Annotated in this window: 15 protein-coding genes and 1 pseudogene; 1 reads left to right on the forward strand and 15 read right to left on the reverse strand. The window is 58.5% G+C overall.

Annotated features, from left to right (window positions below; genetic code table 11):
- The 5 genes and pseudogenes from ACQY47_RS04375 to ACQY47_RS04395 all read right to left on the reverse strand — a co-directional run bounded on the left by ACQY47_RS04375 (nt 1) and on the right by ACQY47_RS04395 (nt 5,049).
- Complete coding sequence (locus tag ACQY47_RS04375; protein WP_428556013.1) at nt 1-1,086, reverse strand: minor capsid protein; 1,086 nt, start codon at nt 1,084-1,086, stop codon at nt 1-3.
- Complete coding sequence (locus ACQY47_RS04380; RefSeq protein ID WP_428556016.1) at nt 1,061-2,521, reverse strand: DUF4055 domain-containing protein; 1,461 nt, start codon at nt 2,519-2,521, stop codon at nt 1,061-1,063. Before ACQY47_RS04380 ends, ACQY47_RS04375 begins: the two co-directional genes overlap by 26 nt.
- Entirely contained in the window at nt 2,521-4,008 is a 1,488-nt protein-coding gene (locus tag ACQY47_RS04385) for a terminase (RefSeq protein WP_428556019.1), read from the reverse strand. Before ACQY47_RS04385 ends, ACQY47_RS04380 begins: the two co-directional genes overlap by 1 nt.
- Nucleotide 4,009: 1 nt before the next feature.
- Complete coding sequence (locus ACQY47_RS04390; RefSeq protein ID WP_069022855.1) at nt 4,010-4,609, reverse strand: hypothetical protein; 600 nt, start codon at nt 4,607-4,609, stop codon at nt 4,010-4,012.
- A gap of 9 nt (nt 4,610-4,618) precedes the next feature.
- Nucleotides 4,619-5,049, reverse strand: a pseudogene (locus tag ACQY47_RS04395) (proteasome subunit beta).
- Between the two features lie 110 nt (nt 5,050-5,159).
- Here ACQY47_RS04395 and ACQY47_RS04400 point away from each other — a divergent pair.
- Nucleotides 5,160-5,483: a hypothetical protein gene (locus tag ACQY47_RS04400; RefSeq protein WP_428556022.1), complete on the forward strand. Its 324-nt coding sequence runs from the start codon at nt 5,160-5,162 to the stop codon at nt 5,481-5,483.
- A gap of 60 nt (nt 5,484-5,543) precedes the next feature.
- Here ACQY47_RS04400 and ACQY47_RS04405 read toward each other — a convergent pair whose 3' ends face one another.
- From ACQY47_RS04405 to ACQY47_RS04450, 10 genes are all read right to left on the reverse strand, one after another.
- On the reverse strand, nt 5,544-5,888 hold the full coding sequence (locus ACQY47_RS04405) for a hypothetical protein (RefSeq protein WP_028616732.1): 345 nt from the start codon (nt 5,886-5,888) through the stop codon (nt 5,544-5,546).
- Nucleotides 5,885-6,223: an MFS transporter gene (locus tag ACQY47_RS04410; RefSeq protein ID WP_178905473.1), complete on the reverse strand. Its 339-nt coding sequence runs from the start codon at nt 6,221-6,223 to the stop codon at nt 5,885-5,887. The genes ACQY47_RS04405 and ACQY47_RS04410 overlap by 4 nt, the downstream gene beginning before the upstream one ends.
- A gap of 723 nt (nt 6,224-6,946) precedes the next feature.
- Nucleotides 6,947-7,141, reverse strand: coding sequence for a zinc finger domain-containing protein (locus ACQY47_RS04415; protein WP_428556026.1), 195 nt, complete (start codon nt 7,139-7,141; stop codon nt 6,947-6,949).
- A 457-nt stretch (nt 7,142-7,598) separates the two neighbouring features.
- On the reverse strand, nt 7,599-8,144 hold the full coding sequence (locus ACQY47_RS04420; protein WP_428556029.1) for a hypothetical protein: 546 nt from the start codon (nt 8,142-8,144) through the stop codon (nt 7,599-7,601).
- Nucleotides 8,141-8,731: a recombination protein NinG gene (locus ACQY47_RS04425; protein ID WP_428556032.1), complete on the reverse strand. Its 591-nt coding sequence runs from the start codon at nt 8,729-8,731 to the stop codon at nt 8,141-8,143. Before ACQY47_RS04425 ends, ACQY47_RS04420 begins: the two co-directional genes overlap by 4 nt.
- Nucleotides 8,728-9,198, reverse strand: coding sequence for a hypothetical protein (locus ACQY47_RS04430; protein ID WP_053256753.1), 471 nt, complete (start codon nt 9,196-9,198; stop codon nt 8,728-8,730). Before ACQY47_RS04430 ends, ACQY47_RS04425 begins: the two co-directional genes overlap by 4 nt.
- The gene (locus tag ACQY47_RS04435; RefSeq protein WP_428556035.1) at nt 9,198-10,004 is read right to left on the reverse strand and encodes an ATP-binding protein; all 807 of its coding nucleotides are present in this window, start codon (nt 10,002-10,004) and stop codon (nt 9,198-9,200) included. The genes ACQY47_RS04430 and ACQY47_RS04435 overlap by 1 nt, the downstream gene beginning before the upstream one ends.
- Nucleotides 9,994-10,839, reverse strand: a complete 846-nt coding sequence (locus ACQY47_RS04440) for a replication protein (protein WP_428556038.1) — start codon at nt 10,837-10,839, stop codon at nt 9,994-9,996. The genes ACQY47_RS04435 and ACQY47_RS04440 overlap by 11 nt, the downstream gene beginning before the upstream one ends.
- Before the next feature lie 65 nt (nt 10,840-10,904).
- Entirely contained in the window at nt 10,905-11,519 is a 615-nt protein-coding gene (locus ACQY47_RS04445) for a hypothetical protein (RefSeq protein ID WP_428556041.1), read from the reverse strand.
- A gap of 54 nt (nt 11,520-11,573) precedes the next feature.
- Complete coding sequence (locus ACQY47_RS04450; RefSeq protein WP_104503091.1) at nt 11,574-11,786, reverse strand: transcriptional regulator; 213 nt, start codon at nt 11,784-11,786, stop codon at nt 11,574-11,576.
- Nucleotides 11,787-11,847: the final 61 nt, after the last annotated feature.

An 11,847-nucleotide genomic window follows, 5' to 3' on the forward strand; every position in this document is an offset into this window, starting at 1 on the left:
TCAAACACCTGCGCGCTCGAAAGCCAGCGGCTCAAGGGCGCGCATTTGTGCGAGGGTCAGTGGCGCAAAGTTGCGATCAAGCTGCAGCTCGCCAAAGCGCTCGACACTCAATCCACCTTCGCGAAAAAGCCTCGCCCGCATCGGCCCGATAGCCTTGTCCTGAAATACCGCCGGCTGCTGCTTGAGCCAGTCGTAGTAGCTGAGGTCGGCCCTCACCTGCTGGGCGCCGGCGTCACCAGTGGATGCGCGCGTGGCGTCCTTGGCGAACAGAGCGCTGAAACGCGTCACCGCCACCACCGTAGAGCGGCAGTTGATGTGGATCGGCGGCCTCGGCCCTTCCGTCAGCTTGAACCGGCGCTTATCGAGCGTCCGGCACTGGCTGGTGGTCTTCGAATCCAGGGTGCTGACCCACTCCACAGACTGCACAACGTCGCTGTTTTCCTTCAGCGTCTCCATGCGCGCCTGAGTGGCGACGTGCTGCACTGCCGTCCGCACGATGGCGCCGGCGTTGCGGTTGGTCGTGGCCAGGATACCGTCGTTGTACTGGAGCGCCTTGGTGCCTCGAATGTTCTTGATGATCTGGAAGTTCGTCTGGCCTTCGAAGAAGCCCTGCCTGATCGCGCCTGTGAGGCGTTGCCGCTCGGTTGCGGTGAATCCATCAATGAACGACTTGAGCAGCTTCCCGCCATCAGCGCCGCGCACACTGAGCGGATTGGTGAGGATCGCCGCCCTGATTGCCGCCGCACCTGGCACCGCAGCGTCGAAGGTGATGCCCGCCGGCGCCGCCCGAGTCAGGCTGGTAGCTTCAAACTCGGCCTCGTAGTTGGCGATATCCACGAGGTCGAGGTTCAGCTTCTCGCTGTACCGGTCGAAAATGCCCAGCAGCAGGCTATCAACCTCGCTCAGCAGCCGCTCCAGGCGGGCGACGGTGTAATCCGTCAGGTCCGCCCGGGTCAGCCGCTCACGAATCGAGCGGTCAATTTCCTTCAGGAAGGGAGCGAACTTCGCAACCTCTCCCGACTTCAGCTGCTCCAGAAAGACGGCGTGCCGGATGGTGGCGTCAAGGATTGCTTGGTTTGCGGCCATTCGGAATTACCTCGTCGTCATCCAGGTCAGGCCCAGTGCTTTGTGCCTCTAGTTCGCCCCGAATTTCGTCGTCCGTCTTCTCCGGGTTGATCACGCCGCGATCGCGCAGGTACTGCCAGAAGTCGCCTTCCGGCAACTTGCCGCCCTGCACCGCATTGAACAGCGCCACGAGGATCCTCGGATCCAGAGTGATCTGGCTGAAGTCCTGGTTGAGCTTGTAGACCACCTCACCAGGCGCGTTCACGAACTCAGCCATCCACTCAAGACACTGGCTGTACGCCTCGCTGACGTTGCTCACCACCAGGGAAAGCACGCTGTGTTCGGCGGCGCTGTCGTTGTCGGCCTGGGTTGCGGTCTTCACCGCGCTACCACGCTCAATCAGGCGGGCGCCCAGGGACACCATGTCCTGCTTCTTGGCGTCCATCGCCTCTTTCACAAGCGTGTTCGGCTCAGGCTGAGCAAATCCGCACGATCCGCTCGCAGGAAGCGTCAGCGGCGCCCTGGAGCCGACATAGATCCCGTTTGCCTCAAGGTGATCGCGCCAGGCCTCGTCCAACCCCGATATCCAGAACTGCGGCTGCCCTGAAAACCACACCGAGTCCTCGTAGTCCGCACTGTTGCAGTAATGGCCGATGTTCAGCACAGCCATGTCATACAGCGGTGAATCATCGATGCTGGTGTCGTTGTTCTCGCTACCGAGAAACTGAAATGGGATCACGCGCCATGGCTGGCCCGCACCATTCAACGGAGTGAAGGGGGGGATGACGATCGCCGTTTCGCTTGAGCTTTCCTGCCACAGCTCCCGGGTATACACGCCGGCCACGTCCAGACGCAGCACGCGGTACTGCACGACCTTTTCGCTACCGAAGCCATCATCGGTATCGACGTCTGCCTCTTCACACAATACGACCAGACTCAGCAGGTGCTGACCACCGACCTTGCGGGTCTTCCAGTTCCTGATTGATTCAGCCGGGTAGCTCGCAACGTTCGCACGGGCGCGCCCAGCCTGCTCGTCTGCCTTACTCACCGTACCGGCCTGCACCGCTGCGTAGTCCACCAGCAAACCGTGCCGACCAACCTCAAGCAGATGCCCGATGACAGACTGCGACTGCTGGTAAACGCTCACGCCCTGCCCGTCAATGTCCGTGGCCACGTAATCAAGCGTACCAGGTACGGTTAAAGTCGGCCATGTGCGGAACACGGCACCTACCAAGCTGTGCTTCGTGCGCCCCGTGGCGTTGTAGAACACTGCACGCTGCTTGTACGACTTGTACCGCTCAATGTTCTCAGGACTGGTGTCGTGATGGTTGGGCTTGGGCAAATACACATCGCCGCGCCCCTTTACCGTCTCGGAGCCCTTGCACACGTCGCGCACCAGCCGCCAACGGGACTGTGCCGCGTCGTATTCCGGGCGGGTGTATGTGACGTCTGCCATTAGCGTGCGAATCCCATTTTGATTGATTTGACCGGCTTCCGGGCGCTCTTGGCTACGGCGAAATACCGAAACCCGTCGGAGCCGTGAGAGGTCCAGTCGTGAAGCGGCTTGTCTTTCCAGCAGCCGCGCTTGTCGTCCCATTCCTTGCGGTAGTTCTCAAGGCAGGAGACGCCTTGCTCGCACTTCGAGTCGTCGAAGGCGCACTTTGGCAAGATCTCCCGCACCTGCTCGATGCCATCGTTGATGCCGAGCTTCGGAACGACTTGGAACGTCATGCTGTACTTCTGGCCGTCGATGTCGTAACCCTCGCGGGCCAGCTCCCGGCGAGTCTTGGCATCGCTGCCAAACTCCCGGTTATCGATGTCGTGCGGCCCCCAGTGCTCGGAGTAGGTGTAACCCTTGTCCTTGAGCACCTTCATGTAGTGCCGAAGGCCCTCACCGCTGTTTTCGTAGTAGTCGATGATGTGAAACTCTTCACCGACCTGGCGGACGAACCAGATGGCCGTAGAGTCGCCGACGCCGATGTCCCAGAAGGTCATCACCGGCAGGTGGCTGTTGTTCGGTATCACGCCGATGCGCTGCTGCGCATAGAGCTTCGTCAGTTGCTGCGCGTAGTAGGCGCCCTCGACCGACTGCTGGAAGGCTTCGACGGGGATCGACGGGTACTCCCGCTTCATGTCGTCGCCGAGTGTCTTTTCCTTGGCCGCATACCAGGCGCGCTGGCCGTCGTTGGTGACGATCCCGTGCTTGGCGTGCAGTTCGTTGAAGTAGTCGGTCAGGCGCTGCGGCAGCACTACGTCAGCAGAGTCGAGGCTGTAGGCCTTGTTGTTCCACCAACTGAAGAAAAAGAACTTCCAGTCGAGCAGGCCCAGCGGGACACCAGCGAGTTGCTGGCGCTCTGCTGACTGACTGTAATCAAAAAAATACCCGGCCCGTCCTTCTGCCGTCGACTCAATGGTGACGAAACACTCAGCAGCGACAGCCTCGAAAGCACCGGTGACGATCTCCCGCGCCTTGTGTGGGAACTTGGCGCAGATCTTCCCGAACTCGGATACGTGCAGGTAGCGCAGCGTGCCGCCACGGAATGATGTGGAAACGTAAAGCGAACCGCCCTTGCTAAACACCAACTCACCGGCGGCGTCATTTCGTGCTGGGTTGGCAGCCCGAAGCTCCTTCGGCAGATTGTCGTAGGCGTACTTGACCTTCTCCCGGAAAAGACGCTTCGCGTCGTTCAGGGTGTGAGCGATCAAGGCGCACTTCGCCGCCTCGAACAGCGCCGCATCCAACTGGACGATGCACACCAGCGTCGTAAAGCCCAGCTGGCGAGCTTTCAGGATGATGTTCCGGGTATGCATCCCCTGGAAGTAATCGATCTGCTCCTGCGTCATGCGGAAGCGAACCTTTTTGCCCTGCTTGTCGGTGATGAAGTAGAGATTATTCAGTCGCCAGAACCGATCCCGAAGCAGCTTCATGTGCTCGGGTTTCATATCAGGCGTCCTGTGATAATTCGTCCATCATCTTCGAGATCTCGTCGGCGTCGTCCGTCTTCTCCTTCTCGTCCAGGCTAAATGCCTGACGCTCCAGAACTTGCAGGTTCTTCATTGCAGAGGAAAGCTGAAACAAGGTTTTGGAGTTGCTGGGTAGCGCGACAGCAGCGAGCATCGAGGCCCGGCGCATGCCGTTATTGTCCTCGTCAGTCTCGTCGATGATCGCGTCTTCGATCTCTTCGCGGCGCTGGATGGTATTGAGTAAGTCATCCATCAGCAGGTTCGCAAGGTTCGTGGCCTTGCGAATGTCTCGGCGATGGCTGCGAACCACCCGAGCCCCTTCTTCTGCGGCCTCTTCGATGATTTCGGCATCTAGTTCGCAGTTCGCGCCTTGGTCGTTGCGAACCTCTCCGCGAACCAGCTTGCTGCGAACCTCTTTGCGCACCTGGTCAGAAAGGTCTCTCGCCCATCCTTGAACCTTGGCTTTCTTCCGGATTGCCGTGTCGCTCACGCCTTGGCGCTCTGCGATAGTCCTGATGGAAAGCGAACCTGCCCGGTAGGCACGTTCGATCGCCTCCCAGTCGGGTTGCTTGGTTGTCATGGGGAATCCTTAGTCTTTCTTGATGAACACTCTGCGAATCTTGCCGCCGGTGCTGGTGTCGCGCTTGGAGGCCATCTCTACCGCCTGATAAGCACTGGCGCCCATGTCCATTGCGGCGAACGCGTAGGGCGTACCGCTACCAATGGCGTAAGGGCGATCCAGCATTATCGGCGACCTCCACAGGCCAGTAGCGTCATCCACTGCAACCAGCATCAACTGCTCACCATCCAACACGATGGCTGTAACGTCGATGTTGCCTTCAGGCTTTGCACCGAAGTAAGCATCAACCAGGCGCTGATAGTCCGAGACAGCGCCGGAGCAGAAGAACTTCACACCGTTGCGCTCAAGGCATTTTTCGTATCGTCGTAGGTGATCACATCACCACGCGTTACCTGGGAGTCATAGGCGATCACGCCGTCTTTGTAGGCAATGGTCGTCATACTGAGTCTCAATGAGGGAGATAGGTCGGGACAGAAAGGTCGGAGTGTCTACACTGAGGCACAAGTCTCGTCAGAGGCTCACGATCACTAACCTTGAATAGAAGGCATGCATGGAAAGCTCCCCTCAATTGCTACGCGCTGGAATAGCCACGTTTTTCCTTTTGCTCAGTATCGCGCTGTCAGTGGCGCGCATGGCAAAACCCACCAAAATTTTAGGCAAATGGCAGAGCACGGCATTGAGCGCAATGCTCGGCATGGGGGCTGGTTTCTCTGTGATCCTGATCTGGTCATTCTGCGTGGCTCGCGGATACCCAAGTCGCTTGGATATCTACGCCCTCGTGGCATCAGTCACTAACGGTACCTTTTATACGGCGGCCTTCATGACCGCGAGCCTTCGCTCTCTTTCAGCAATTCGCGAGAAACGCGGCGCATGAAAACTCGACAAGACTCGCGCAATTCACCTTGCATTGGCGCATCCTAAAACGTGGCGCGGATTACTTACCCCGGCGTTCGACCCCACCAGGGGCCTTATCACAGTGCAGGCAGTGCTCACAGTTCAGCGTCCGGCACAGCCAGACCTTCACCCGCTGCCAGTAAGTGACCATGAAGATGTGGCGAGCACCAGCCAGGGCCAGGGACACATGCAGCGTCAGTCCAGCACTGGTCGGGCCGAAGAAGATGTTCTGGCTGCGCGCCATGACGACGAAACCGCTGATCGCGATCGTCGAGTAGATCAGCTTCCCGAGAATGCCGTCCCTCACCTTCCCGCTCAGTACGCACCATGCTGCCCACAGCGCGATAAGGCCGCAGGCGATGGAGTTGATCAGTTCAAGATTCATGGTGGATTGCCTCCCCCGAACCGCTGGCGAATGAGCGCCCAGAGGTCAGCGGATTTGATGGCTCGATTGATGGCCGCCAAGAGCGAACCGCCGAATGCGCCCAGCAGGAAGCCGATGCCGGCGACGATCTTTGGCTCGGTCACGCCCAGGTAGGTGCTCACCATGCTCGTCAGGTAGATCGAGCAGGCCATGCCGGTGATTAGGAAGATCAGCCAGGCACGCCAGTCGTTCAAGTCGTCCTTGTGCCACCAGCTGGCGATCACAGCGCCAACGAGGCCCGCGATCAGTAATTCGAACCTGTCGATTTTGTCGAGCAGGCGCTGTAGATACTCCATGCGCTCGACTCCGTGGGGCATGCTTGAAATAGGTCAGCCCCGGCGGCACTCCCTGCTTAGAGCGAAGGGTGTGGCGGGGCCGAAAATGAAAAAACCTCGCGTAATAGCGAGGCTAAGAGTGATTACACGGCCTGAACCGCGCAGATGAGTCGTGCGGCCAGCAATGATCCTAAGATATATGCTTGCTACCCGTTAAGGACCGTCAGAACGCCCAAGTCCATTCTTTGTACGTAGGCAGAGGACCAGTGCCATGATCCGGGTAGATCACTCGCGGCCGAGGAGGGGCAGTTGGCGTGAAACCGAATCGAGCCCAGGTAGCCACACCGTCAACAACGACAACATTACCGTCATCCTGGAGCTGCAAGAACGCTCGCGCGGGAGCTGTCGCCTGATCGGAAACGGCAATCCAGCTCCTCAGCGCAATCCAAAGCCTGTTGTGTACGTGATCAATGAGTCGAAGGGAGGAATACATTACGACGCAGTTAACGTAACTCGGATCAGGCTTGCTATCGACGTAGGAATAAGGCACAGAGCTATCTGCTACCCAAATTTTCACGCCATTATCGTAAAGCACCAAGTTAGCATCTGCTTCAAAAATAAGCTTGTAGCGCTTATTCGGAGACTCTAGGTACTGGCCTGGAAGCATGTAGTTGAGCGGAGGCAAGACAGAGCTGCCGTTTTGAGTGAATTGAACAATCGGAAATACGCCCTTAGACATTTTATTCACCTATTGAGTCGAACGATTTTTGCGGAGGATTCCGCTTCCATGTCGCTCAAAGGCGATTGCTCGAGGCTCGCGGCCTTCACATGATTCAACGTTCCGCATCGGGAACATTTGATCTGGAGCTCTGTAAACCCACCCGTGCGGGCGAGAAGTCTTTTGCAGTTACCGCATCTGAATTCTTTCAACATCTGCAAATTCCTTTTGCTGAATCGCCCTTCCGTGGGCAATAAAAAGCCCCGCACTTGGCGAGGCTCTCTTCGCGTCAACTATCAGTTTTCGGCACAGTCTTCACACAGAGGGTGACCACCAATATGCGTGGTCGCATCCTTCTCACAAAAATCACATTGCGTACCCGGTCGTGGGTCAGCAACTTCTTCGCAGGACTCACAAAGGTTACGGGAACTCAGATCCTGATCTTCTGCACCACATTCATCACATTTACCAGACATGCTCATTCTCTCTCTTTACTTCTGGGAAGCAATTATCCTTCGAGAGGTAGAGGGACAACAAGAGCGTATCAGCTAGAAAACAGCCCAGAAATAAAAAAACCCAACACAATGGCTGGGCTTTTCAATATCAATCCCTAACGCGCAAGATCGACAGGATGGATAAATACTCTCTCACTTTCTCATTCGTTGCAATGGTTTTTTGCTACGCAGCGCAACTTTCGATTAACCCCTCTGCGTCGAGCAATTCCTGAGCGGCGGTCAGCGCCTCGTTCACCTGGTCATCAAGCGTCTTTCGGATCCCTGAGCGCCACCGGTAACGCGTCGACTCAGGCTTGCCGTCGTTATCCCAGTTAGTGATGTCGTACCAGGCGGCCGGCAGCACCGAGGCGGAGCGCTTGCCCTCAGCACCGGCAACTTGTGGAATTGCCCAGGTCAGCACCGCGCATTCCCGGAAGCGTTTCGGCGCCGGCGTCTTCACCGAATTCAACAGTTCCAGGATGGCGCCATGCTTGCGCTCCTGGTGCGTCGAATACTTCGCCACAAGTGCCCGCCAGTGCGCCGGAGTCAAAGCCTTGTGCAGCCTACCGAATACCCAGCAGTCTTGGAGAAACGCCGCCTCCTTGCCGACGATCTCCCCCTTCTGCTTGGCGCACTGCACCTTCGGCTCGAAGTCGCAGCCGCCGGCGGAACTGATGGCCTCGGCCGCAAGGGCGCGAACTACTGCTGAAACAACGTTGCGATAGGTCATGCTGCAGCCCTCTTCAGTTCTCTTGTCTTTGCCCGGTAGTAGGCCTTGATGCCCTTGATCTGCTCGACGGAGTACTTGCGCACGCTCTGGCCAGCTTCCAGAGCGTCGACGGCCTCCTGGCCGATGCGCGCGATCAGGCCGATCCGGTAATCCACGGCATTGCCCGAAAGGAAGCGGTTGTCCTGCTTGCTCTGGGCGTGACAGTTACGTTCATCGAAGCGCAGGTGCGGCGCGGAGCCAACGCTGCGGTAGTGGCCGGCATCGACTGCGTTGCCGCTCCAGTCCAACGGCTTGCCGCTGGAGATGCAGAGGTGTCCGGCGGACTGGTCCCGGATGCGGATGTATTCGTTGAACGCCTGCTGAGCCTCTCGCATGTGTTCGCCGCGGCTCTTCAGCTTCTCCTTGCGGACCTTGATCTCGCGGCGCTCAACCAGGGCAAGCGACTTACGCGCCTTCGCCTGGTTCACATCCTTAATGGCCAGGCCACACTTGGGGCTACATACGGCCTGCCCCAGCCGCTGCGGCGGGAAGCTGATACCGCATGCTGGGTTCTTGCACTTCTTCGGTTTTGGTTGCTTGGCGATCATGCAGCCTCCTTGCTGAGTAGATCAGTGAAAACCACGCCTTGGCCGGTGAAATAGGCGGCGATGCGGTCGGTGTAATTGATGCCCTGGGCGCGATTGAATAGGCTGGTCACCGGGAAACCGTCCGGCCCGAACAGGTGGCATTCCCCCATCATGGCCAGCTTCGTTTCGTACGGCAGATGACGCATGACCCGGTACCACTCGGCCTGAAAGCCGGCATCCTCGTTCAGCAGGATCTGCACGCCGAAGTGCAGCTTGCAGTACCGGCGGGCGTCGGCCGGGTCGCCGATCTGGGTCATCTCGGCGATGCGCTTGTACATCCCGAACCACAACCGGTTCTGGTCGAGCGTGCGGTCCTTGCCCGGGCGCAGGGTCACCACGACAAACTTCTTGTCTTTGTACATGGCGCTGATTTTGGTAATGACTTCGGAGAGCTTGGCCTGGCAGTTGACTGAGATTTTGTCGGACATCAGAAACCCTCCTTACCGCGCTGCGATTCCCACTCAAACGGAATGACGATCACCCCGCCCTCTCGAAGGCGATCAATGCAGCGCTCGCCGATGGCGGCCGGCAGCGACTGGCCGTCCAGGTTGGAAACGATGACCGTCGGGCGAAGTTCTTCGTAGCGGCCGTTGATGATTGCGAACAGCGTGGTCAGCTCGAAGTCGCTGGGCTTCTCCTTGCTGACGCCGATCTCGTCCAAGATGAGCAGCGAGGGGCTGATCAGGCTGGCCAGGATCTGGCTTTCGCTCTGGTCGCTGGAGTGGTCGTAGGTCGCACGGATGGCCTGCAGCACGGCGCCGATGGTGCGGTGCACCGCCGTTGCACTGGACTTGGCCATGATCTCGTTGGCGATCGCCACGGACAGGTGCGTCTTGCCGGTACCGGGTTTTCCCAGCAGCAACAGGCAGCGGCCAGTCTCTGCAATCTGCGCGAACTCCGCGGCATACCGGCGGCAGGTGTTCAGCGCCTTGCGTTGCTCCGTGGTGGTGGCGACGTAGCCGTCCAGGGTCTTGCTGGCGAAGCGCTTGGGGATCAGCGCGGCACCGAGCTTGCGCTCCATGGACATGCGCAACTCCATCGCCTTGTTGGCCAACTCCGCAGCTTCAGCCTTCTCGCGAATGATCCGGCCGCACTCAGGGCAACCGCTTTTCAGCTCCTTGCCCAGCACCGGAAAAATCTTCTGGTCGTAGTGCCCGTGGGTCTCGCACTCGGCGGGCTGGATGCGGGTGCCCGGCGGCAGTTCAGGGGTTTGCTGGACCGGCTCAGATCGCATAGGAACCGTCCTCACGCTGAATCAGGCCATCGGTGTATTTGCGGTCAGCAAAACCGGTGTGGCGAGACTGAGGGGCCGGCACCGGTGCGGATTCAGCCAGACGCTTGATGACCCAGGAAGCCTTGAAACCCTGCCAGCCGGAATTCAGCGCTTCGGTGATTGCGTCGTCTGGGGTGATCCCGGCCTCGGCGCACTTGGCCAACTCGCTATTCACGGTCGACCAGACGGTGGCTGTCACTGCTGCACGCTTGGCTTTGCGCTGAGTCAGCCAGTCGGCGAGCAACTGCTCAGGGACGTTGTGCGGGTTGTCGGCCAGCAGCTGGGCCATGCCGAACGGAGTCTTGCGATCAGACTTCGGAGGCTCGACTGGCTCTTGGGGCGGATTAATCTCTTTCGTAGAAAGAGTTAATAGGGGTTCTTTCTTTGTATAAAGAAGGGAGTCGTCGGTTTTGGTCTGTTTCGCAGCTGAGCCGATTCGGACCACTTGAGCCGAATCAGACGATATGGTCTGTTTCGGCTCTACTACGAAGATCCACTCTTTTGGGTCGCAAACTCCGATGTCACCGCGCGCACCGCCTTCCCGGTACAGCACGCGACGGCGCAGCAGGCCGGAGATAGCCTTCGATACCGTGTCAGGGTGTATGTGGGTTGCCTTGGCGATATCGACCGCCGGGATGCGATGGGCGCCCGTGCTGAAGTTCAAGGTGGCCTTTGCCACGTACAGAACGATCTTCATTTCGCGCGCCGACAAATCGATGGCCATCAAGCCATCCATCATCTGGTTGTCCATTCGGGTGAACCCCCGAGGGTTGTGTATCGGAACAATGTTTGGCATGATTTCTCTCGCTTACAGCTGTAGAAGAAGCCGACCTCGTACGTCGGCTTTTTTGTGCCTGTGATTCAGGCTATGGATTTCAGTGGCCGGGCCACCGCGAGCAACTGCTCCGCACGACGCCCCAACTCCCCCGCCTTTGCTTCAACCTGGCGGCACTGCTTGGCGAACGCTGGCAAGTGCGGCAGATCCAGTTCGCACATCACCTGGTCGTCGAACACTTCGCTGCCGGTGTCGATCACATCACCCAGCGCGCGGATCAGCGCACCAAAACTCTTGTTGGCGCATTGGTCGCTGGTCATCTGGCGCGCGCCGGTCAAGCCGTGGCGGCTTGCCAGTTCGTTTACGCAGTGGTCGCGGAATTCAGGTTCAAGGGCGTTGACCCACGACTCTTCCAGCCACGACGGCATTTCCTGGTCGCCAGACAGCCAGCGCTGAACACGTTTGAGCCAGCGGCCGGTAGCCTTCACGAAATCGGAAACGTCGTTTTGCAAGGTCAGCGCGGCGAAGTCCGGGACATCTTTGGCGACAGCCTTCTCCGGGCACGACAGATGCAGCTCGCGACTCAGCGCTTGGGCAAAATCATCCTGGCTGAGGCTGGTGCGCGCGATCTGGTTTGCAGCGTGGGCGACCAGCACCTGATCACGGGTTTGTACGGTGTGTCTGGAACTGGACGTTTGCATGGGGACTGCTCTCTTCTAATCTGGCTTCAATTGAACGGCGGACAGGGATGTCGCTTAGCTGGCGTGCTTCCACTGGATTTCTGGCAAGCATTCCTGGCGCGTCACCTTCCCGCCCGTGGCGTGTTCAATATCAATGGCGCGCTCGGCAGTAATCGACCGGTCACCAGAGATGAGTCGAGACAGGTAGCTCGCTGGGATACCAAGGCTTAAAGCGAGGCGTTTTCTTCCGCCGCGCGGAAGCTGCTTTGCGTACGTGGGGAAGTCCATATGGATTTACCTTCTGGTTCATTTATGTATGAATTTACCATAAATGTTTACCAAGTAAAGG

This window comes from Pseudomonas edaphica, from assembly GCF_965277385.1.
GTDB classification, from domain to species: domain Bacteria; phylum Pseudomonadota; class Gammaproteobacteria; order Pseudomonadales; family Pseudomonadaceae; genus Aquipseudomonas; species Aquipseudomonas edaphica.